This is a genomic window from Flavobacterium bizetiae, from assembly GCF_024271895.1.
Classification (GTDB): Bacteria; Bacteroidota; Bacteroidia; order Flavobacteriales; family Flavobacteriaceae; genus Flavobacterium; species Flavobacterium bizetiae.
The window spans coordinates 1139323-1160865 of record NZ_CP091861.1 but is presented as its reverse complement, the minus strand read 5'-3'; the positions used below and the strand labels follow the sequence as shown (position 1 = coordinate 1160865).

At 31.1% G+C, this 21543-nt stretch carries 19 protein-coding genes and 1 tRNA gene; 11 read left to right on the top strand and 9 right to left on the bottom strand.

Annotated features, from left to right (window positions below; genetic code table 11):
- Nucleotides 1–6 precede the first annotated feature (6 nt).
- The gene (locus L0669_RS05210) at nucleotides 7–2130 is read right to left on the bottom strand and encodes a Tex family protein (protein ID WP_263761835.1); all 2124 of its coding nucleotides are present in this window, start codon (nucleotides 2128–2130) and stop codon (nucleotides 7–9) included.
- 114 nt (nucleotides 2131–2244) lie between these two features.
- Between L0669_RS05210 and L0669_RS05205 the strand changes: the two genes are divergently transcribed.
- On the top strand, nucleotides 2245–2532 hold the full coding sequence (locus tag L0669_RS05205; RefSeq protein WP_263761833.1) for a DUF1294 domain-containing protein: 288 nt from the start codon (nucleotides 2245–2247) through the stop codon (nucleotides 2530–2532).
- A 159-nt stretch (nucleotides 2533–2691) separates the two neighbouring features.
- Here the strand turns inward: L0669_RS05205 and rpiB are convergent, their stop codons facing one another.
- Both rpiB and L0669_RS05195 read right to left on the bottom strand, forming a co-directional pair.
- Nucleotides 2692–3123: a ribose 5-phosphate isomerase B gene (gene rpiB / locus L0669_RS05200; RefSeq protein WP_173972625.1), complete on the bottom strand. Its 432-nt coding sequence runs from the start codon at nucleotides 3121–3123 to the stop codon at nucleotides 2692–2694.
- Between the two features lie 790 nt (nucleotides 3124–3913).
- Nucleotides 3914–4147 carry a DUF2007 domain-containing protein gene (locus tag L0669_RS05195; RefSeq protein WP_263761832.1) on the bottom strand — a complete coding sequence of 78 codons (234 nt, stop codon included), beginning with the start codon at nucleotides 4145–4147 and terminating at the stop codon, nucleotides 3914–3916.
- A 107-nt stretch (nucleotides 4148–4254) separates the two neighbouring features.
- On the opposite strand from L0669_RS05195, the gene rnr reads away from it, so the two are divergent.
- Genes rnr through L0669_RS05180 form a run of 3 tightly spaced genes read left to right on the top strand, consistent with a single transcriptional unit; the run spans nucleotide 4255 to nucleotide 7820 of the window.
- Nucleotides 4255–6435, top strand: a complete 2181-nt coding sequence (gene rnr, locus L0669_RS05190; protein WP_263761829.1) for a ribonuclease R — start codon at nucleotides 4255–4257, stop codon at nucleotides 6433–6435.
- Nucleotides 6436–6459: 24 nt separating this feature from the next.
- Nucleotides 6460–7128 carry a head GIN domain-containing protein gene (locus L0669_RS05185; protein WP_173972622.1) on the top strand — a complete coding sequence of 223 codons (669 nt, stop codon included), beginning with the start codon at nucleotides 6460–6462 and terminating at the stop codon, nucleotides 7126–7128.
- A gap of 14 nt (nucleotides 7129–7142) precedes the next feature.
- Entirely contained in the window at nucleotides 7143–7820 is a 678-nt protein-coding gene (locus L0669_RS05180) for a LysE family translocator (RefSeq protein ID WP_173972621.1), read from the top strand.
- 544 nt (nucleotides 7821–8364) lie between these two features.
- Here the strand turns inward: L0669_RS05180 and L0669_RS05175 are convergent.
- The 4 genes from L0669_RS05175 to L0669_RS05160 form a co-directional block, all read right to left on the bottom strand.
- Nucleotides 8365–8435 (bottom strand) — tRNA-Cys (locus tag L0669_RS05175).
- A 94-nt stretch (nucleotides 8436–8529) separates the two neighbouring features.
- Complete coding sequence (folB, locus tag L0669_RS05170) at nucleotides 8530–8889, bottom strand: dihydroneopterin aldolase (protein ID WP_263761828.1); 360 nt, start codon at nucleotides 8887–8889, stop codon at nucleotides 8530–8532.
- 1 nt (nucleotide 8890) lies between these two features.
- On the bottom strand, nucleotides 8891–9190 hold the full coding sequence (locus L0669_RS05165; RefSeq protein ID WP_263761826.1) for a hypothetical protein: 300 nt from the start codon (nucleotides 9188–9190) through the stop codon (nucleotides 8891–8893).
- Nucleotides 9180–9398, bottom strand: coding sequence for a hypothetical protein (locus L0669_RS05160; protein WP_263761824.1), 219 nt, complete (start codon nucleotides 9396–9398; stop codon nucleotides 9180–9182). The genes L0669_RS05165 and L0669_RS05160 overlap by 11 nt, the downstream gene beginning before the upstream one ends.
- A 139-nt stretch (nucleotides 9399–9537) precedes the next feature.
- On the opposite strand from L0669_RS05160, the gene L0669_RS05155 reads away from it, so the two are divergent.
- The 5 genes from L0669_RS05155 to L0669_RS05135 all read left to right on the top strand — a co-directional run bounded on the left by L0669_RS05155 (nucleotide 9538) and on the right by L0669_RS05135 (nucleotide 14515).
- Complete coding sequence (locus L0669_RS05155; RefSeq protein WP_263761822.1) at nucleotides 9538–11655, top strand: glutamine--tRNA ligase/YqeY domain fusion protein; 2118 nt, start codon at nucleotides 9538–9540, stop codon at nucleotides 11653–11655.
- A gap of 1226 nt (nucleotides 11656–12881) precedes the next feature.
- Nucleotides 12882–13361, top strand: coding sequence for a hypothetical protein (locus L0669_RS05150; RefSeq protein WP_263761820.1), 480 nt, complete (start codon nucleotides 12882–12884; stop codon nucleotides 13359–13361).
- Between the two features lie 91 nt (nucleotides 13362–13452).
- Complete coding sequence (locus L0669_RS05145; RefSeq protein ID WP_173973362.1) at nucleotides 13453–13779, top strand: YtxH domain-containing protein; 327 nt, start codon at nucleotides 13453–13455, stop codon at nucleotides 13777–13779.
- Between the two features lie 128 nt (nucleotides 13780–13907).
- The gene (locus tag L0669_RS05140) at nucleotides 13908–14258 is read left to right on the top strand and encodes a competence protein (protein ID WP_173973361.1); all 351 of its coding nucleotides are present in this window, start codon (nucleotides 13908–13910) and stop codon (nucleotides 14256–14258) included.
- 2 nt (nucleotides 14259–14260) lie between these two features.
- Nucleotides 14261–14515 (top strand): DUF6327 family protein, encoded by a 255-nt coding sequence (locus L0669_RS05135; protein ID WP_173973360.1) that lies wholly within the window; start codon nucleotides 14261–14263, stop codon nucleotides 14513–14515.
- Between the two features lie 19 nt (nucleotides 14516–14534).
- Here the strand turns inward: L0669_RS05135 and L0669_RS05130 are convergent, their stop codons facing one another.
- Nucleotides 14535–15518 (bottom strand): SPFH domain-containing protein, encoded by a 984-nt coding sequence (locus tag L0669_RS05130; protein WP_263761818.1) that lies wholly within the window; start codon nucleotides 15516–15518, stop codon nucleotides 14535–14537.
- 180 nt (nucleotides 15519–15698) lie between these two features.
- Nucleotides 15699–17204 (bottom strand): glutamate--tRNA ligase, encoded by a 1506-nt coding sequence (gltX, locus tag L0669_RS05125; RefSeq protein ID WP_263761816.1) that lies wholly within the window; start codon nucleotides 17202–17204, stop codon nucleotides 15699–15701.
- A gap of 283 nt (nucleotides 17205–17487) precedes the next feature.
- Between gltX and L0669_RS05120 the strand changes: the two genes are divergently transcribed.
- Nucleotides 17488–20871 carry a DUF4175 family protein gene (locus L0669_RS05120; RefSeq protein ID WP_263761814.1) on the top strand — a complete coding sequence of 1128 codons (3384 nt, stop codon included), beginning with the start codon at nucleotides 17488–17490 and terminating at the stop codon, nucleotides 20869–20871.
- Nucleotides 20868–21287 carry an rRNA maturation RNase YbeY gene (gene ybeY / locus L0669_RS05115; RefSeq protein ID WP_263761812.1) on the top strand — a complete coding sequence of 140 codons (420 nt, stop codon included), beginning with the start codon at nucleotides 20868–20870 and terminating at the stop codon, nucleotides 21285–21287. The genes L0669_RS05120 and ybeY overlap by 4 nt, the downstream gene beginning before the upstream one ends.
- The last annotated feature ends 256 nt before the right edge of the window (nucleotides 21288–21543 follow it).

Below are 21543 nucleotides of genomic sequence, written 5' to 3'. Positions count from 1 at the left end.
AATTTTTTAAAGTACCATTGTCAACTGAATTCTCTTTCTATCTTCATCAACTTCAGTAACTTTTACGTCAACATGCTGATGCAATTTTACCACTTCGTTTACATCGCTTACAAAACCAGCTTTTAGTTGCGAAATGTGAACTAATCCGCTTTCTTTGATTCCGATGTCAACAAAACAACCAAAATTGGTGATGTTATTAACAATTCCAGGTAAAATCATTCCGGTTTTTAAATCTTTGATTGATTTTACATTCGCATCAAATTCAAAAACCTTAGCAGACTTTCTTGGGTCTAATCCAGGCTTTTCAAGTTCTTTTATGATGTCTTTTAATGTAAGTAAACCAATTTCAGGTGTAATATAATTTTCGGCCTTAATTAGGGCTGTTTTCTCTTTATTTGCAATTAAGTCGTTTACCGAAAGTTTCAAATCTTTTGCCATCTTTTCAACAACCGGATAAGCTTCCGGATGTACCGCCGAATTATCCAGCGGATTTTTAGCATTGGAAATTCTGATAAAAGCCGCTCCTTGCTGATATGCTTTCTCGCCCAATCGAGGCACTTTTTTCAGCTGTTTTCTATCTTCAAACGGACCATTTTCTGAACGGTATTGTACGATATTTTCAGCCAGCTTCTCTCCTATTCCACTCACATAACTTAATAAGTGCTTACTTGCTGTATTGATATTGATACCAACCGAGTTCACGCAACGAATTACAGTATTATCTAATTCTTCTTTAAGTTTAGTTTGATCAACATCATGTTGGTATTGCCCTACTCCAATTGCTTTTGGATCAATCTTAACCAATTCGGCTAAAGGATCTGAAAGTCTACGCCCGATAGAAACTGATCCACGAACCGTTACATCATAGTTAGGGAATTCTTCTCTTGCAATTTTTGAAGCTGAATATACCGAAGCTCCAGCTTCAGAAACGATGAAAACTTGCAGCGGTTTATCAAACGCAATTTTTTTTATGAAAAATTCCGTTTCTCTAGAAGCCGTTCCGTTCCCAATAGAAATGGCATCAATTTGATACGCGTTTACCATCGAACGGATTTTCTTAATCGCCATGGTTTCCTCATTTTGAGGCGCATGCGGATAAATGGTTTCGTTGTATAATAAATCGCCTTTTTCGTCCAGACAAACCACTTTACAACCACTTCTAAATCCTGGATCAATTGCCAAAATTCGTTTTTCGCCCAAAGGCGGCGCTAATAATAACTGACCTAAATTGTTCGCAAACACCTGAATCGAATTGGCATCAGCTTTAGCTTTGGCTTCCTGCAACGTTTCGTTTCCAATCGCCGGATTCAGTAATCGTTTGTAACTATCTTCAATCGCTAATTGCAAATGTGCTGTTGTACTATTTTGTTTTTTAATGATTATTTCGTCAATAACATCATAAGCTTCGTCGATATCAACATCAACTTTCATCTTAACAAAACCTTCGTTTTCTGCACGAAGCATTGCTAATAAACGATGTGAAGGCGCTTTTGTCAAAGGCTCTTCCCAATCAAAATACTGACTGAACTTTTGTGCTCCTTCTTCTTCGGCTTTCTTTTTTACAACTTTGGTTCCAATCGTTGCTTTTCGTTGATATAAGCGTCTTAATTGTTTACGAACATAAATGTTTTCGTTAATCCATTCGGCAACAATATCACGTGCGCCTTGCATCGCTGCTTCTTCATTAATAACATTTTCATTAAGATATTGTGTCGAAATAAAATCAACATCAACATCATTTTCAGACATGATAATTTTTGCCAAAGGTTCTAAACCAAATTCGCGCGCAACATCTGCTTTTGTTTTTTTCTTCTTTTTATAAGGAAGATAAAAATCTTCTATTTCTTGTAAATCAAAGCTTTGCTCAATTTTCTGTTTCAATTCAGGTGTAAGCGATTTTTGTTCTTCGATCGATTTAAGAACTGCTTCTTTACGTTTTACAATCGCTTCATATTCTTTATGAAGTTTTGCAATTTGCTCGATCTGAACTTCATCAAGATTTCCGGTTGTATCCTTTCGGTAACGCGAAATAAACGGAATAGTACAATCTTCGTCTAATAATTTAACCGTGTTTTGAATATTAATCGCTGCTGTTTGAACAGTCTTGGCAATGAATTGAATATTAGTCATACTTTTAATGAAATAATTTCTTGATTACAAAATGAGATAATCTGTCTTTTAAAACCATAAACAGATTATCAATCACTCGGCTAAAATAATATCTTTGTTTTTAATTTTTAGCCTATGAAAGTTTTATTACTGTATTTTTTATTTGTAAATATCTTCGTTTTTATTCTCGCCGGTTATGATAAAAATCAAGCCAAAAAAAATAAACGCAGAATTCCTGAAAATACACTGTTTTTCCTTGAAGCAATTGGCGGAACAATAGGTTTATTAACAGCTATGCTTTTCTTTAAACATAAAACGAGAAAATCCTCTTTTATTATAAAATTCTCTGCAATCGTTTTTATTCAAATTTTAATTGCTGTTCTAATGTTTATTAACAACGTGAACATCTTTTTAATTTCTTGAATTTTAACTAATTAGCTTATAAAATTACAGATATTAACAATGCTGATAACCTTATAATTAACTGAATTTAAGCTAATTAAACAAAAAACCGGATGAATTTAAAAAATCCGCCCGGTTCACTATTTTTTTATTGGTGCGAAGCACCGGTTTTTTTGACTTTTACTGACAAGCAATTTTATTTACTCTGTTTTGGTGTCTTCCGCCTTCAAAAGCAGTTGTCAGGAACGTTTCAACAATTTCTACCGCTTGTGGGATCGATGTAAAACGCGCCGGAATGCTCACAATATTGGCATCGTTATGTAAACGAGTTAAATAAGCAATTTCCTTAGTCCAGCATAAGCCCGCTCTAACTTTAGGGTGTTTATTAACAGTCATTGCAATTCCGTTTCCGCTTCCGCAGATGACGATTCCAAAATCAGCTTTACCTTCAGATACATCATTCGCAACCGGATGACCAAAATCCGGATAATCAACAGAAGCATCTGTATCTGTACCATAATTAGTTACTTCATATCCTTTTGCTTTAAGCATTTCAACAATTGCTTTTTTATATTCTGGTCCTGCGTGGTCATTTCCTATCGAAATTTTCATTTTTTCTATACTATTAAGTTGTGTAGTACAAATTTACTCATTTAATAAATGTTTGCCACGAATTTCACTAATTTTCACTAATTTCTTTTTCATCGTTAGTTTTAAATCCTGCTCAAAACAAAACAATTAAAATTCGCGTACATTCGTAAAATTGATTGCAAAAAACATAAGATTACAACTGGCTTTATATCAAAACATTAACACTTATTAACATTATTAACAACGTTGTAAGTATCTCATAATCAATAAATAATAATCAGGAATTTTGTTAAAATTTTATAATGTTAATAGCAAAAGCTAATTCGTTGATATTCAATTAACTTTAAGTTAACATTATTTGTTAATAAGTTCGGATAGAAAATTAGAAGTTTTTTTTGGTTGTGTCGAAAAAAAACCTAATCCAAAACCGGAATGAAATAACCTAATAAAGTTTGAGGAATTTTTGGAAAAGTTATCAATATCAAAAATGCCATTTTCAACAAATATCAACATATGAACTTATCTACAAAATGAATATATTTTTGGTTGTTAACCGTTGTTAATTAAAATGCAAAAAGTCTTAGAAATTAATCGTTTAACAAAATATAAGTATGTTGATAACTCAAGATAACTAAGAGAAACTTCATTTCAATGCTTTTAAAAATAAATTTATAGCACATATTAACAAGCTATAATAACAAACAAAAATTAATTTAATTTAAATTTTTCTTTTTGTTGTATTTAATATATGTTGACAACTTTGAAAAATTTGAAAAGAAAAAAAATCTTGAAATTGAAAAATTAGATGAGTTTAAACAATTTTAAGTGGGTTATTAAGATTGTCTAAGATTTGCTGAACTTCTTCGAAATCGTTTGGATGAACTTTAAGTTTGATTCCGCCCAGCGCTGTGGTGTACATTGGGACGACAGATAAGGTCATTTCGTTCTCAAAATAATACGGAATCTCTTCTTGCTCTAATAAGTGCTTTAGAACGACTGTTTCGTGCTGATAATTGAATATGGCAATGGTTTTAAAGCTTTCCATAAAGGGTCTTTTTGTAAAGATACGAAAGTTATATTTTTAATAATTTATTTGTTAAAATCTATAATCTGATATCTTATTTGTAATTTTAACTTTTTAAGAAAAGATATATGAGTAAGAAAATTAGAAAGCCGATAAAAAACGAGAAAGATTTCTCAAGTAAAATAATAAAAATTTTATCGCAAAGTCCTAATAAAGCATTTAATTACAAACAGATAGGAGCAAAGCTCGAACTTGATGATACAAAAAGCAGAAACCAGATTATAAAAGATTTAAAAATTCTGGCTGCTTCAAAGAAAATTATAGAAACTGAACCTGGTAAGTATTTAGTAAAAGCAGAGAGTCAGGATTATTACGAAGGAACAATTGATATGACCAGCAGAAAAACGGCTTATTTTATTTGTCCTGATTTTAGCGAAGATGTATTTATCCCAACCAATAATTTGAATCGTGCTTTAGACAAAGACAAAGTAAAAGTTTATGTTTATAACCGAAGAAAAGGGAAAAGACCTGAAGGTGAGGTAATTGAAGTTGTAGAAAGAAAAAAAACAGAATTCGTAGGAGTAATAGATATTCAGGCCAATTTTGCTTTTGTATCTACAGCAAATCCTAAAATGTATACGGATATTTTTATTCCAAAGGATAAAATTGGAGAAGCAGAAAATGGTGACGTTGTTTTAGTTACCATCGAAGATTGGCCAAAAAGAGCCGATAGTCCGTTTGGATCAGTGATTAGAGTTTTAGGAAAACCAGGAGAACACAATACAGAGATTCATGCTATTCTGGCTGAATACGGTTTACCATCAGATTTTCCGGTAGAAGTAGAGGTTTATGCACAAAAAATAGATACTTCGATTCAGGAATCAGAGATTGCAAAACGTCGTGATATGCGTGATACACTTACGTTTACGATAGATCCCAAAGATGCAAAAGATTTTGATGATGCCTTGTCTTTCAAAAAGTTAGAAAACGGAAATTACGAAATTGGTATTCACATTGCCGATGTTTCGTATTATCTTGAAGAAGGAACAATCCTGGATGATGAAGCCTATCAACGTGCAACTTCGGTTTATTTAGTTGATAGAGTAGTGCCAATGCTTCCGGAAGTTTTATCTAATTTTGCATGTTCGTTACGTCCAAATGAAGAGAAATATACATTCTCGGCTATTTTTGAAGTTTCAGAAAATGCACAAGTTATTAACCAATGGTTTGGTAGAACAGTAATTTATTCAGATCAACGATTTGCATACGAAGAAGCGCAATATATCATTGAAACAAAAGACAGTACAATTCCGGTTGATATTTCAATTACCGGAGAATCGTATACCGTTTCTGATGAAATAACAAATGCTACTTTAAAATTAGATGAATTAGCTAAGATTCTAAGAAAGAAAAGAATGCAAAATGGTGCTATTTCTTTTGATAAAGTTGAAGTGAAATTTAATCTTGATGCCGAAGGAGAACCAGAAGGAGTTTACTTTAAAGTTTCTAAAGATGCAAATCATCTTATTGAAGAATTTATGCTTTTGGCCAATAGAAAAGTGGCTGAATACATTGGGAAACAAAAGAAAACATTTGTTTACAGGATTCACGATGAACCAAACGAAGATAAATTAATTGCGATGCAAACCGTAATTGCTAAATTTGGTTACAAAATAGATTTTAGAAACAAAGGAGATATTTCGAAATCATTGAATGCTTTGATGGAAGAAGTAAATGGTAAAAAAGAGCAAAACTTAATTGATACTCTTGCAATTAGAAGTATGAGTAAAGCCAAATATTCTACAGAGAATATTGGCCATTATGGTTTAGCTTTTGATTATTACAGCCATTTTACTTCGCCAATTCGTCGTTATCCGGATGTTATGGTACACCGTTTGCTGCAATATTATTTAGATAATGGCGCTTCTGTAGATGAGGAAGTTTACGAAACAAAGTGTTTACATTGTTCGAATATGGAAAGTTTAGCAACAAATGCTGAGCGTGATAGTATTAAATACATGCAGGTTAAATACATGCAGGATCATCAGGACGAAGAATTCCTTGGTGTTATTTCCGGTGTTACCGAGTGGGGAATTTATGTTGAAATCGTGTCTAACAAATGCGAAGGAATGGTAAGAATCAGAGAAATAAAAGATGATTATTATACTTTCGATGAAAAGCAATATGCATTAGTTGGAGCGACTTCAAACAGTATTTTACAACTAGGAGATGAAATATATGTAAAAGTTAAAAATGCCGATTTAGTCAAAAAACAACTGGATTTTCATTTTTTAAGAAGAGCAGAATAGAGGTTTAATTATAAAAATAAAAGTATGAAAAAGTTAATTATAGGAGCGGCAATTTTATTTGTTCAAATGTCTTTTGGTCAGGTTACCAAAGAGTTAGGTGATTTTGATACGGTTAAAGTATTCGATAAATTAAGTGTAAAATTAGTTCAGTCATCTGAAAATAAACTTGTTATAAAAGGAACAAGAGAAGCAGAGCTGGAAGCTGTTAATAAAAACGGAATATTAAAATTAAGAATGCCTTTTCCTAAGCTTTTGTCAGGAAACGATCTTCAGGTAACTTTGTATTATAAACATATCGAATTAATTGATGCTAATGAAGGTGCCGATGTTACAAGCACAGAAGCTATAAAAGCCACTTCTTTTAAAGTTAGTGCACAGGAAGGTGCTAAAATCAATGTAGCTTTGGATGTTGATAAACTTAAAGTGAGTTCAGTTTCTGGTGGAGAAATTACAGCAACTGGTAAAGCAGATAACCTTGATGCAAGTTTAGGAGCTGGCGGATATTTCTTAGGAAGTAAATTAGCCACGTCTCAGACTAAAGTAAGCGTTTCTGCGGGAGGAAAAGCAGATGTGAATGCTTCGACCTTAGTAGATGCAAAAGTAAGCGCAGGAGGCTCTATTTACATTTATGGAAAACCGAAACAAATTAATCAAAAAACGGTTTTTGGAGGTAAAATAGAAGAAGTAAAATAAGAAATCGTATTTGAATGATAAATGATATTTTGGCTGGACTGCCATGGGGACTTTTTTTAAGTTTTATGGTAGGTCCGGTATTTTTTATACTACTAGAAACCAGTATTACAAAAGGATTCAGAGCTGCCATAGTTTTTGATCTTGGAGTCGTATTAGGTGATATTTTTTTTATAGCAATTGCGTATTTAGGAAGTTACAGATTAATTCAGAGTTTAAAAGATAAACCGGCACTCTTTATTTTTGGCGGAATTATTATGCTGGCTTACGGTATAATTTCTTTCGTAAGATTAAGAAATGAAGAAAAAATTGATGATGAAGAAATCGATCGTGATATCATCAAAAGAAACTATGGTAGTTTGTTTGTAAAAGGTTTTTTACTGAACGTTATCAACATTGGTGTATTAGGTTTTTGGTTAGCAGTGATCATTTCTGTAGGACCAAAACTAGAAATGCAAAACTCTAGAATGTTTACTTTTTTTACGGCTGTTATTATTACTTATTTATTAGTAGATTGTATTAAAATATTATTAGCCAAACAGTTAAAGTCAAAAATGACACCTACTAACATTCTAAAAATCAAAAAAGGAATTAGTATAGTTTTAATGGTTTTTGGTCTTGTGTTAATAACTCAGGGTTGGTTTCCAAAAGAAAAAGAAATGGTACGAAATGCCTTTGAGAAAATAGATAAGTAGTTGTTAATAACTCAAAATTATAAAATTAAACCTCTGAATTTCAGAGGTTTTTTTATGTTTATAACATTCGTAGTGATAGAACTTTGTCAAAGTTTTAAACTTTGACAAACTTGACTCCACTTTGTCATTCTGAGGAACGAAGAATCACACTAGTAATTCCGCAAACAAAATCGTCAATCATTGTAAAGTCACTCGTGTGATCTCTCGTTCCTCGAGATGACAAGATTGTGAAAAAGTTATATACAAGAGATATTTCTACGAAGTTTTTTAGAGACATTGTGTGGATTCGAACGTAATCTTTAATCTAATTTTTTCTAAAAATTAGTCATAAAAAAAACCTTCAAAGCAATTTGAAGGTTTTAGAGGTATCGTCCGGATTCGAACATAATCTTTAATCTAATTTTTTTTAAAAATTAGCACAAAAAAAGAGACACATTTCTGTATCTCTTTTAGAGATATTATCTGGATTCGAACATAAACTTTATTTAATTTTTTCTAAAAATTAAGCACAAAAAAAAGAGACACATTTCTGTATCTCTTTTAGAGGCATCGTCCGGATTCGAACCGGAGTAGGAGCTTTTGCAGAGCCCAGCCTAGCCGCTCGGCCACGACGCCATTACTTGAACGGATGGCAAAAGTAACTAAAATCTTTAAATTTCAAAAGTTTAAAAGTAACTATTTTTAAAAAATAGCTTTTTAATTTAAAGAATTAAGCTCTGATTTCGCTCATTTTTATAGTAACTGATTCAACATCACCACCAATAGGAGGATTTATTTTAGAAACCCAAACTGTTGTTTTTTGTGCAGTTTCTATCTCTGCCAACACTCGAATATTGATTCTTTTGGCTACATGCTCTAATAAATGCGAACGAATGGCCATTTCTTCAGTAACAATTTTGTTCAAATGTACATAGTCAACTGTGTCTGCAAGGTGATCCGTTTGAGCTGATTTTTGCAAATTTGTTTTAATTTTTAGATCAACAGTATAATCAGATCCAATTTTTCCTTCTTCAATCATACATCCGTGGTACGAAAAAGTACGGATGTTTTTTAGTTTAATTACTCCCATTTTATAATTTTATTCTTGTAGTATTTGGATCTTGATAGTTGCAAGTTACAGCTTGAATAGAAACAATTTTTTCTAATTCATCAACTGTAAAGTGGATAGTGTAAGGAAATTTCTTTAAAGGTAAAGTGCGAACAATGTTGTATTTTTTCTCAAAAAGAGGAAAATTGTAAAGTGTTTTTAAATGATCTTTGTAATCTAAAAGAAATTTTTCTCCCAAACCTTTTCTAATATTTTCATAGTATAAAAGAGCTTCTTCAATTTCTAAATCGGCTCTTTTTACTATTAAAACTTTAAAAACCATATTTATTTTTTAAATTTTCTAAAGCCACATCGGCATCGATATAATCCTCTGGTTTGGCATTTTTTATACGATCTAGAACCATTTCTTGCTGCCATAATGGAATTTCATTCTCAACATTTTCATCTATAGATACATCAGGAATATGTTTAAAAAAACTAATAAAAGTTTCGTAAAAATCGTCTGGAATTGTAACAGTTAATTGTCTCATAATTCTAAATTTATACAAAAATACTAATTAAATTAATTTTAGTTTCAGGTTTAACGTTTCATGTTTTGCGCGACTTAAATAACTTTAAACCTGAAACCTGAAACCTTTTTTTTATCTTTGCTAAAATTACTATAAAATAATGGCATCAGAAGATAAATCACTCAATTTTATTGAACAAATCATAGAAGAAGATCTTAAATCAGGTCTCTCGCAAAGTAAACTTCATTTTCGTTTTCCACCAGAACCTAATGGTTATTTACACATTGGTCATGCAAGTTCTATTGCATTAAATTTTGGTTTAGGAATTGATTATCAATCTCCTGTGAATTTACGTTTTGATGATACAAACCCTGAAAAAGAAGAACAGGAATTTGTTGATGCAATTAAAAAAGATGTTGAATGGCTGGGGTATAGCTGGGCAGAAGAACGTTATGCATCAGATTATTTTCAACAATTATACGATTGGGCAGTTTTATTAATTAAAAAAGATAAAGCTTATGTTGATAGTCAGTCTTCTGAAGATATGGCCACTCAAAAAGGAACTCCGTCTACAACAGGAACTGATTCTCCGTACAGAAATCGTTCTGTTGAAGAAAATTTAGATTTATTCGAAAGAATGAAAAACGGTGAATTTGAGGCTGGAACTCACATTCTTCGTGCAAAAATAGACATGAAATCAACCAATATGTTGATGCGTGATCCTATCATGTACAGAATTTTGCACAAACATCACCATAGAACCGGTGATACCTGGAAGATCTATCCAATGTACGATTGGGCACACGGACAAAGTGATTATTTAGAAGAGATTTCACATTCATTTTGTACACTTGAATTCTTGCCTCATCGTGAATTATACGATTGGTTTTTAGATCAGATTTTAGAGGATAATAAACTGCGTCCAAAGCAAAGAGAATTTGCCAGACGTAACTTATCACATACTGTTGTTAGTAAAAGAAAATTACAGCAACTTGTTAAAGAAAAGCATGTTAACGGTTGGGATGATCCAAGAATGTCTACCATTTCAGGTTTAAGAAGACGTGGTTATACAGCTGCATCTTTGCGTAATTTTGCCAATACAACCGGAATTGCAAAACGTGATAATTTAATCAATGTATCGGTTTTAGAATTTTGTATTCGTGAAGATTTGAACAAAATTGCACCTCGTGTAATGGCTGTTTTAGATCCTGTAAAATTGGTAATTACAAATTATCGTGAAGGAAAAGAAGAGTGGCTTGAAGCCGAAAATAATCAGGAAGATGAAAATGCAGGTTTCAGAAAAGTGCCTTTTTCTCGTGAATTATATATCGAAAGAGAAGACTTTCTTGAAGAAGCTCCAGCAAAGTTTTTCCGTTTGACTTTAGGAAAAGAAGTACGTCTTAAAAATGCGTATATCATTAAAGGAGAAAGTGTTATGAAAGATGCTGAAGGAAATATTACAGAGATTCATGTAACTTATGATACCGATTCTTTAAGCGGAAGCGGGACAGAAGCAAGTCAAAGAAAAGTGTCTGGAACATTACATTGGGTTTCTATTTCGCATGCAATTGAAGCAGAAGTTCGTATGTACGATCGTTTGTTTACAGATGAAGCTCCGGACAGTTATAAAGAGAAAAATTTCTTAGATTTTGTAAATCCAAATTCATTAGAAATCATCACGGGATATGTTGAACCAAGTTTATCAACAGTTCAAAATGAAGATAAATTTCAGTTTCAACGTTTAGGTTATTTTACTGTTGATAAAGATTCAACTCCTTCAAAATTAGTGTTTAACAAAACAGTTGGATTGAAAGATGCTTGGGAAGAAAAAGGTAAAAAGGAAGAAAACAGCATCAATAATTCTTTAAAAGATATCAACAAATATTTTAAAGTTGAGACTAAACCGGAACGTATTGCAATTGAAAGTGCAATAGGGGAGAGCATTAAAAATGTTTCAAGTTTTTCTTTATTGCAAAATTCATTAAAGAAGAATATTAACAATAATAAAGGTTCATTGTTATTTGCTCAATTTATTTTAAAATATTCAATTTTGAAATCTAAGGATTTTGAAGAAGAGGATATCAAAAAATTATATACAATGTCTCTTAGAAGTGAGTCGACTTATGTTCGATCTAAAGCACTTTTAAATTTAAGAGATTTAGAAAATGAAAGTTTAAGAAACCAATTTCAGGATGATATTTTGAAAGCTTTTTCAAATCCTCCAAAAAATGCATCCGAGAGAGAAATTGAACTTCTTAAGGAAATGGTAAAAATCTAATATCATTATAATCTATCAAAAAGCGCTTTTTATAAGCGCTTTTTTTATTATTTACTTTTTCTATTAAAAGTTATATTTTTATAGATTTACTAGATTAAAAACGGCTTTCATAAATTGATTTTAATCTATTTTTTTAATTCTTTCACCTCATTAATCATCTTTTAAAAAATCATTAAACAGAGGCTTTTATTTTAATTTTCGGGATAGTTTTAGCTTGTTTTTCGGGTTGTTAACATACAATTGTTTATAAACTCAAAGGCTGATCCTATTCGACAAGGAATTGATAATTTCAAACATTTTATTTTGATTAAATTTTAAATGATTCGTTATAAAATCAATTTTAACTATTATTAATTATATAAACGTAGTTTTTAATTATTATAAAGTAAAACTATATAAATTTTAAATTTTATAATTTTTAACGATTAAAAGTGGCTTTTATAAATTAATTTTAAGCTACTTTTTTGTTTCTTTTAACTCATTAATCATCTTTTGAAAAATCATTAATTAAAAGTCTTTATTTTAATTTTTGCCTCATTTTACCTTATTTTACTATCTTTTTGCGGGTAATTCTCCAGAGAGAAAAAATGATGATTTATTTCGGACATAATTTCAAATTTTAATTTTATTGATTCATTTTTTAAAATTCTATAGTTTTTTATTTATCAATTAAAACTATTGTAATTTATTTTATTTAAGTTTTTAATTATTATTTATTAAAACTATATGAAATACAATTTTAATAGATGAATATAATTAAAAAAGACCTTCATAAATTGATTTTAAGCTGATTTTTTACTTCTTCCATGTCATTAATCATCTTTTGAATTATTGTTTATTTTTAGGCTTTATTTAAGTTTTTGCGCTCCTTTTTCTTAGTTTAACGGGTTGTTAACATACAATTGTTTATAAAGTTGCTATTTTTATCCAAAGGTCAAATCTAAAGTGTCAAATTTCTAATAACACTTAAGAATCGAATCTGAATTTTTCTAAAATTTAAAAATGAATAATTTTTGGTTTTAGAGTCAATTCTAAATCTGAATTCTAAAGATTGGTTTTATGGTCGATTGTAATTATGATTGTATTTTGATAATACTTCTAGCGTAAAAGTATTTTTCAGGAGGTAATTCATAATTTAAAAATTTCATGAAATTAATTTTATAAGGAATTAGAAATTTTGTCTTTCGTTTTGACAAGAACAATTTTAATCCTTAAATTTTAATATTATGAAAACTTTATTTTTTACGCTAGCAATTTTATTTGCAAATGTTGCAATTTCTCAAACACACCAAATTACAAAACACAATGGTGAAGAAGTGGATGTTAATTTTATAAAAATCGAAAATGATTTGGTTTACTATTCTTTTAACGGAAGTGCCGAAGAACATAAAATTAGTAAATATGCCGTTGCAAAAATTACCAATAAACAATCCAATCAAACACAAAAAGTTTCTGATAAAGTAATAGTAGATTCAAAATCAGATTATAAATTCGTAACTGTTTTATCTCAGGACAAGACAATAGGTTTAAAACAAGTGGCTAATTTTTCAGGAGTCTCGACAAAGACAAAAGGTGAACCGCCAATTGCAAATAAAAACCAGACTGCAATGAGAATCAAAACACAATCTGCCTCAAGCGGATATCCGTTTGTAAGTATTGTCGAAAAAGCAGATGGTAAGTACGAAGCTGTAGCTTACGTGTATTAAATTTATTGTTAATTTTAATTAAATTACAATTAACCAATATTTTATAATTCAAAAAAAGAGTACCTTTATTATTCATTTAAATTTTAATATTATGTCAAAAAACGTAAATACAGTTGCAGCAATTTTAGCTGGTGCTGCAGTAGGAGCAGCAATCGGAATTTTATTTGCTCCGGACAAAGGATCAAAAACCCGTGCTAAACTTAAAGAAGGTTTAGATGATGCGAAACATAATTTGCAAGATTCACTTTCAGCTAGTTCTGAAGTTCTACGTGAAAAATTTACAAAAGCAAAAGAAAATTTAGACGGAACTTATGGAGAGTTACTTTCGAATATGAGTTACAAAACTGAGGAAGTTATTGGTTTTTTGGAATCTAAATTAGCCGACTTAAAAGCGCAAAACGCTAAACTTCAAAAATAATAATCCAGGAAGCACAAAGCTTAATGTGATTTTGATGATCGTTTTGGTTATTTTAATTTTAGAATAATCAAATACAATTGTTGAATCATGAGTTTTGTGCTTCTTTTTTTTAAATTAAAATTACAATTATGGCTTTTGAAGAATTAAAAGAAAACACCGAAAATATTCAGGATCAGGCTAAAGTTTATCTGGACAGTCATTTAGCTTACTATAAACTTTGGGGATTTAAGGTTGCCATGAAATCGACAACTTTAATTTTTAAATTTACTTTGATTTTATTGTGTTTTAGTATGGTGATGATTTTTGGATCTTTTGCTGCAGCTTATGCTTTTGGATCTTTATTTGAAAGTAACGCACTTGGATTTTTGGCAGTAGGAGGGATCTATTTAGTATTTACAATTTTACTTTTCTTCTTAAAAGATAAAGTTGTCGAAGGTCCTATATTAGAAAAATTTTCAGAAATCTTTTTTAATGACTAATTATGGAAAATAAAAAATACTCATCATACGCAGAAATCGAAAGAGATTTAGAAATTCTGAAACTGGAGAAAGAAATAAATTACCAGAAATTGGTTTTGAGTTTTCAAAAAACAAAAGAATCAATCACGCCACAAAATATTTTTAGTGGAGTTTTTTCTTCTTATAAAGAATATTTCACCAGATCATATCCACAAATTTTACAATCGATTTTACCCTATATTATCAATTGGTTTATCAATAAAAAAAGAGGCAAATAAGCCTCTTTTTTGTTTTATGTTATTGTCCTGATTCTGGTAAGATATCATCTTCATAACCAGATTGAGGCTGAATTGGTTTTGGTTTTACCACTTTCTTATTGTTTTTCTTCATCATTTCACCAACCTGGTTTGATGCTGTAAACGATGCAACCATATTATTTAGCATATCGCTTCCGGCTTGAGGAGAGTTTGGTAACAAGATTAGATTAGAATTGGCATCTGCACCAATAGCTTGTAAAGTATCATAATGTTGAGTTACTACAATCAGGGCAGAAGCTTCTTGAGAATTAATACCCACATTATTTAAAACTTCAACACTTTCTACAAGTCCTCTTGCAATTTCACGACGTTGATCTGCAATACCTTGTCCTTGTAAACGTTTACTTTCTGCTTCAGCTTTTGCTTTTGCAACGATTCTGATTCTTGAACTTTCAGCTTCAAATTCAGCAGCTGTTTTTTCTCTGTCAGCAGCGTTAATTCTGTTCATTGCATTTTTTACCTGAATGTCCGGATCAATATCGGTTACCAAAGTATTGATAATGTCATATCCGTAAGTAGTCATGGCTTCATTCAATTCTCTTTTTACTGCAATCGCGATATCATCTTTTCTTTCAAAAACATCATCCAGTTTTAGTTTAGGAACTTCGGCACGAACTACATCAAAAACATAAGCTGTAATTTGATCGTGCGGATATTCTAGTTTATAAAAAGCATCATATACTTTTTCCTGAATAACTTTAAACTGAACCGAAACTTTCATTTTGATGAAAACGTTGTCTTTGGTTTTGGTTTCGATGATCACATCAAGTTGTTGAATTTTTAGATTTACACGTCCGGCCAATCTGTCAACAATCGGAATTTTTAATTGCAATCCTGAATTTCTCACGCTGTGAAATTTTCCAAATCTTTCTATAATTACTGATGATTGTTGTTTTACAGTAAAGAAGGAAGACATTAAAATAAAAAATCCTAAGACTAAAAGGATAATAAATGCTGTACCCATAATGATATTGATTTAGTTTTTATGATCTGGTAAATTACGAATATTCTGCCAATTTCAATTTTTTTAAACATAAAAAAAACGCTAACAACATTTTATCAATGTGTATTAGCGTTTTATTTTTTGAGACATTAAGAAAAATTAAGCCAAGCTTTATGAACTTAATATCTTAATGGTAAAATATTATAAAGTTGAAATCGCTTTCTGAATTCTAGAAATGGTTTCTTCTTTTCCGATGATTTCAACAATATCAAATAGGTGAGGACCTTTTAATGCTCCAACCAAACTTAAACGGAAAGGTTGCATAACTTTGCCCATTCCAATTTCGTTTTTAGTCAACCAATCTTTTACGATGGTTTCAATATTTACAGAAGTAAAATCTTCTATATTTTCAAGAACCGAAATCAATTCCTGCATCAAAGTTGGAGTTTCTTCCTTCCAGTTTTTGCTTGCTTTTTCATCATATGATGTTGGCGCCTGGAAAAAGAAATCAGTCAAATCCCAAAATTCAGAAACAAAATGAGCTCTTTCTTTAATTAAAGAAACAATTCTTGTGATGTCAAATTTAGAAATATCAACACCTTTTTCTACCAAAACAGGAGTGAAGCTTGGTGCTAAATCTTCATTATTTTGTTTGATCAAATATTGGTGATTGAACCATTTGTTTTTTTCAGGATCAAATTTTGCTCCGGATTTATGAACTCTGTTCAGGTCAAAAGCTTCAACTAATTCTTCTAATGAAAATAATTCTTTATCAGTTCCGTCATTCCAACCTAACAAAGCCAAGAAGTTTACAACCGCTTCCGGAAAAAATCCTTTCTCTCTGTAACCTGATGAAATACCTTCTTCAGTTTTCCATTCTAACGGAAACACAGGAAATCCTAATTTATCTCCATCTCTTTTAGATAATTTTCCGTTACCAATTGGTTTTAAAATCAGAGGTAAATGTGCAAATTCAGGAGCATCCCAACCAAAAGCTCTGTATAATAAAACGTGAAGTGGCATCGATGGCAACCATTCTTCACCACGAATTACGTGTGAAGTTTCCATCAAATGATCATCAACAATATTGGCTAAATGGTAAGTTGGCATTCCGTCACTTTTAAATAAGACTTTATCATCAAGTAAACTAGTTTCGAATTTTACATCACCACGAATAATATCTTTTAAGTGTAAAGTTTCGTCAACCGGAGTTTTAAAACGAATCACATAATGTTCTCCATTTGCAATTCTTTTAGCAACTTCTTCAGCAGAAATTACCAAAGAAGTATCTAACTTTTCACGAATGGTATGATTGTAAATAAATGTTTTTCCTTCCGATTCTTGTTCTTTTCTTAAAGCATCAAGAGCTTCCGGAGTATCAAAAGCATAATATGCCCAACCAGAAGTGATCAGTTGATCAGCATAAGTTTGGTACAATTCCTTACGATCACTTTGTCTGTACGGACCAAATTTTTCATTTTTCCCAACAGTTTCTTCAGGAGAAATTCCTAACCATTCTAGTGCTTCCATAATATAAGCTTCGGCACCGGGAACAAAACGAGTCTGATCTGTGTCTTCAATTCTTAGATAAAAAACACCATTGTTTTTTTTGGCAAATAAATAATTAAATAGGGCAGTACGAACTCCGCCAATATGTAAAGGTCCTGTTGGACTTGGTGCAAAACGCACACGAACTTGCTTTGACATTTGTTTAAATTTTGTTACAAAGATACAATTCTAATTAGAGAATTAGAAAATGTGTTCAATTAGATAATTGTCTTGTTTCTGGCTTAATTTTTTAATTACCATTATTAATTATACGAGAAGTTTAACAGGATAATATTTTCCTGTAGTTCAATTTTTTAATTATCTAATTGATCATTTTCTAATTAGTAAAGTCTTGTTTGTATATCAATTGACTAATTTTCTCATTGAGAATTATCTAATTAAAATTAGTACTTTTATGGGTTATAAATAAAACAGATTCACATTGAAAACAACATCTGCTATATACCAAAAATTAGAAGCATTTATAAAGAAATATTATACAAACGAATTGATAAAAGGATCACTTCTTTTTATTGGTTTCGGATTATTGTACTTTCTGTTTACGCTTTTTATCGAATATTTTCTTTGGTTAAAACCATTAGGAAGAACATTATTGTTTTGGGTATTTATAGCAGTAGAACTTTTTCTGTTGTTTCGATTTATTTTATTCCCAATTTTTAAGTTGTTCAAACTTCAAAAAGGAATCGATTATAATCAGGCTTCGACTATTATTGGAAACCATTTTACAGAAGTAAGTGATAAACTAACCAACTTTTTGCAATTGTCAGCGTCTGAGAATTCGATAGAAAGTTCAGAGTTGATGTTGGCTTCGATAGAGCAAAAAGCAAATTCATTGCAACCAATTCCGTTTGGAAATGCCATTAATTTTAAAACCAATAAAAAGTATTTGCCATTAGCAATCATTCCAATTTTGCTTTTTGCTGTGTTTTATATTTCAGGAAATAGCAATGTCATTTCTCAAAGTTTAAATAGAGTAGTACATTTTAATGCTACGTTTTTACCACCGGCACCTTTTAAATTTGTAGTTCTAAATGCTAATTTACAAACAGAACAAAACAAAGATTTCGTTATCAAAATGGAATCAGTTGGGAATGTTGTTCCGGAAAATGTAATGATTCATATCGGTAACGAAAGTTATTTTATGGAATCATCTCAACCTGGAAAGTTTGAGTTCAAGATTGAAAAACCAGTTTCGAATGTGGAGTTTTCTTTTGAAGGAAATTCAGTTTCATCTGAAGAATATGAATTGAAAGTAATCACAGTTCCATCAATTGCCAACTTCGAGATGGTATTGAATTTTCCATCTTACCTGAAAAAGAAATCAGAAACTATTCAGGGAACAGGTAATGCAATCGTACCGGAAGGAACTTTGGTAACCTGGAAAATGAATACACAATCGACTCAGGAAATTGTCTGGAAAGATGATAATTCAACTTTTAAGTTCAATAAGGCAGAAAATGAGTTTAAATTAGCTAAAAATATCAGTCAAAATACAGAATATCAAATTCTTACCTCGAATAATAAGATTAAAAATTACGAAAAACTGGATTATCAGCTTTCTGTTATCAAAGATCAATATCCAACGATCAATGTTGCGCCAGCGCCGGACAGTTTAAAGCTGGATAAGAATTATGTTTTGGGTAGGTTAGGAGATGATTATGGTTTGTCTAAATTGCAAGTTGTGTATTATGAACGTAACAAACCTAACACTGCCAAGCGTGGAACAATACCTGTTAAGTCAGGAGTATTTGATCAGTTTGTTTTTAATTTTCCAAGTAATCTTGCAGTGCATGAGGGAGTATCTTACGAATACTATTTTGAGGTTTTTGATAATGATGCGCCACATGGTTTTAAGAGTACAAAGTCTTCTGTTTTTTCTGATCGTGTTTCAACTACAGATGAGATTCATGATTTAGAATTGCAACAACAAAATGCGAATATTAATAGTTTAGAAAAATCGCTAAAGAATCAAAGCAAGCAATTTTCTGAAATGGATAAGATCCAGAAATCAGGAAAAGAGAAAGAAAATTTAGAGTTCAAAGATCAGCAAAAGGTAAATGATTTTATCAAACGTCAGAAACAACAAGACGAAATGATGAAGCAATTTGCGGAGAAAATGAATAAGAATCTGGATAAATTTCAATCTGAAAAGAAAGACAAAACGGCTGATGATTTGCAAAAGCGTTTGGATAATGCCGAGAAAGATTTAGAAAAAAATCAGAAGTTGATGGACGAACTGAAGAACTTAAACGACAAATTGAATAGTGAAGATTTGTTTGATAAGATGGAAAAGTTCAAACAAATCAGCAAGAACCAATCTCGTAATCTGGAGCAATTGGTTGAACTAACCAAACGTTTTTATGTTTCTAAAAAAGCAGAACAAGTTGCAGATAAATTAAAGAAGCTGGCAGACCAACAAGAGCAACTTTCGAATAAAGAAAAAGAAAATACACAGGACAAACAAGACGATATCAATAAAGCTTTTGATAAAATTCAGGAAGATTTAAAAGATCTGAAAGAAGAAAATAAGACTTTAAAAGCACCTTTGGATATTCCGTCAGATGCTTCAAAAGAGAAAGATGTTAAGGATGATTTGAAAAAAGCTTCTGAAGAATTGAGTAAAAAGAATTCCTCTTCGGCTAAGCCAAAACAAAAAAGTGCAGCTAAGAAAATGAAAAGTATGGCTGAGCAAATGGATTCAAGTATGGAAGGCGGAGAGCAAGAACAATTAGAAGAAGATGTTGCAATGCTTCGTCAGGTCCTGGATAATCTTTTAGCTTATTCATTATCTCAGGAAGATGTGATGAAGCAATTTAAAACAATGAAATTAGGTTCTTCTGCTTTCACTAAGAACATTAAAATTCAACAAAATTTAAAACAACAGTTTAAACATGTCGATGATAGTTTGTTTGCATTGTCTCTTCGAAATCCAAAAGTGGCCGAAGATGTAACCAAAGAAATAGGAAATGTGCAATACAATATTGATAAAGCGATTGAAACTTTGAGCGATGTTCAGGTTCCTAAAGGAGTTTCGCACCAGCAATATGCTGTTTCTTCTGCAAATAAATTGGCTGATTTTTTAAGTGATTTATTAAATAATATGCAAATGTCTATGTCGAAACCGGTAGCAGGAAAACCAAAACCAGGTGACGGACAAGGAATGCAATTACCGGATATTATTCAAAAGCAAAAAGGTCTTGCTGATAAAATGAAAGAAGGAATGAAACCCGGTGACAAACCTGGAGATAAACCAGGCGAAGGACAACAAGGTAAATCCGGAGATGGAAAACAAGGACAAGGAAAAGAGGGGCAAGGGAAAAGTGGTCAGGGAAAAGATGGTAAAGGAGATAAAAATGGAGGCAAAGGAAATGACGGAAAAGATGGTGATGACGGAGAAGGAGATGCAGAAGCTATTATGGAAATCTATAAAGAACAAGTAAAACTTCGTGAAGCATTACAAAAAGAATTGGCCAAACAAGGTTTAGATTCTCAGGGAAGATCTGTAATTGATCAGATGAAAGCTTCGGAAAAGCAACTTTTAAACAAAGGATTTAAGAATGAGAACTTGCAACGTATCCTTAATATTCAACAAGAATTATTAAAATTAAACAACGCAGTTCAACAACAAGGGCAAGATACAAAGCGACAATCTGAAACAAATAAAGCTGAATTTTCTAATAGAACAAATGCGTTACCTAATTCACTATTGGATTATTTAAACAGTGTAGAGATATTAAACAGACAATCACTACCTTTGCGCTCGAATTTTAATCAAAAGGTTCAAGAATATTTTAATACAAAATGATCAATTTTAATTACGAAACCGAATTTACTTTAGACAACGAAGAAGCCTTTGCTGATTGGTTAAGTGCTGTAATCATATCTGAAAATAAAAACGAAGGAGAGATAAATTACATTTTTTGTGATGATGAATATCTTCATAAGATAAATGTAGAATATCTAAATCATGATACACTAACAGATATTATCAGTTTTGATTATACAGTTGGTAATGAATTAAACGGAGATATATTTGTTTCTGTTGAAAGAGTAGAGGATAATGCTAAGGATTTTAATGTTTCTTTTATAGAAGAATTAAAAAGAGTTTTGGCTCACGGTATACTTCATTATTGTGGATACAAAGACAAAAGTGATTCTGAAGCTGAACTTATGCGTTCAAAAGAGGATGAGAAGATTGCAATGTTTCACGTGGAACAGTAATTAAACCACTCTTTAAATTGATAATAATTGTGTTCCACGTGAAACATAATTTGATCTAAAGTTTGAAATAATAGAATTGTTCCACGTGAAAAGTTTTATGTTTTTGTTTTGAAAAACGTATAATTTTGTTTCACGTGAAACATTTTTGAAAGTCCGTTTTGATTTTTTGAAACTTCAAATGATAGATGTTTCACGTGGAACATGGATTGATTTAGAGCTTGGGTTTTGAAATAAATAAGAGTGTTTCACGTGGAAC

Excerpts from the sequence above, each read along its gene's own strand:
- rpiB (WP_173972625.1), bottom strand. The coding sequence starts at position 3,123 with ATGAAAATTTCGATAGGAAATGACCACGCAGGACCAGAATATAAAAAA.
- L0669_RS05155 (WP_263761822.1), top strand. The coding sequence starts at position 9,538 with ATGGCATCAGAAGATAAATCACTCAATTTTATTGAACAAATCATAGAA.
- L0669_RS05160 (WP_263761824.1), bottom strand. The coding sequence starts at position 9,398 with ATGAGACAATTAACTGTTACAATTCCAGACGATTTTTACGAAACTTTT.
- L0669_RS05180 (WP_173972621.1), top strand. The coding sequence starts at position 7,143 with ATGATAAATGATATTTTGGCTGGACTGCCATGGGGACTTTTTTTAAGT.
- rnr (WP_263761829.1), top strand. The coding sequence starts at position 4,255 with ATGAGTAAGAAAATTAGAAAGCCGATAAAAAACGAGAAAGATTTCTCA.
- L0669_RS05135 (WP_173973360.1), top strand. The coding sequence starts at position 14,261 with ATGGAAAATAAAAAATACTCATCATACGCAGAAATCGAAAGAGATTTA.
- gltX (WP_263761816.1), bottom strand. The coding sequence starts at position 17,204 with ATGTCAAAGCAAGTTCGTGTGCGTTTTGCACCAAGTCCAACAGGACCT.
- L0669_RS05130 (WP_263761818.1), bottom strand. The coding sequence starts at position 15,518 with ATGGGTACAGCATTTATTATCCTTTTAGTCTTAGGATTTTTTATTTTA.
- folB (WP_263761828.1), bottom strand. The coding sequence starts at position 8,889 with ATGGGAGTAATTAAACTAAAAAACATCCGTACTTTTTCGTACCACGGA.
- L0669_RS05165 (WP_263761826.1), bottom strand. The coding sequence starts at position 9,190 with ATGGTTTTTAAAGTTTTAATAGTAAAAAGAGCCGATTTAGAAATTGAA.
- L0669_RS05185 (WP_173972622.1), top strand. The coding sequence starts at position 6,460 with ATGAAAAAGTTAATTATAGGAGCGGCAATTTTATTTGTTCAAATGTCT.
- L0669_RS05145 (WP_173973362.1), top strand. The coding sequence starts at position 13,453 with ATGTCAAAAAACGTAAATACAGTTGCAGCAATTTTAGCTGGTGCTGCA.
- L0669_RS05140 (WP_173973361.1), top strand. The coding sequence starts at position 13,908 with ATGGCTTTTGAAGAATTAAAAGAAAACACCGAAAATATTCAGGATCAG.
- L0669_RS05205 (WP_263761833.1), top strand. The coding sequence starts at position 2,245 with ATGAAAGTTTTATTACTGTATTTTTTATTTGTAAATATCTTCGTTTTT.
- L0669_RS05210 (WP_263761835.1), bottom strand. The coding sequence starts at position 2,130 with ATGACTAATATTCAATTCATTGCCAAGACTGTTCAAACAGCAGCGATT.
- L0669_RS05195 (WP_263761832.1), bottom strand. The coding sequence starts at position 4,147 with ATGGAAAGCTTTAAAACCATTGCCATATTCAATTATCAGCACGAAACA.
- L0669_RS05150 (WP_263761820.1), top strand. The coding sequence starts at position 12,882 with ATGAAAACTTTATTTTTTACGCTAGCAATTTTATTTGCAAATGTTGCA.
- ybeY (WP_263761812.1), top strand. The coding sequence starts at position 20,868 with ATGATCAATTTTAATTACGAAACCGAATTTACTTTAGACAACGAAGAA.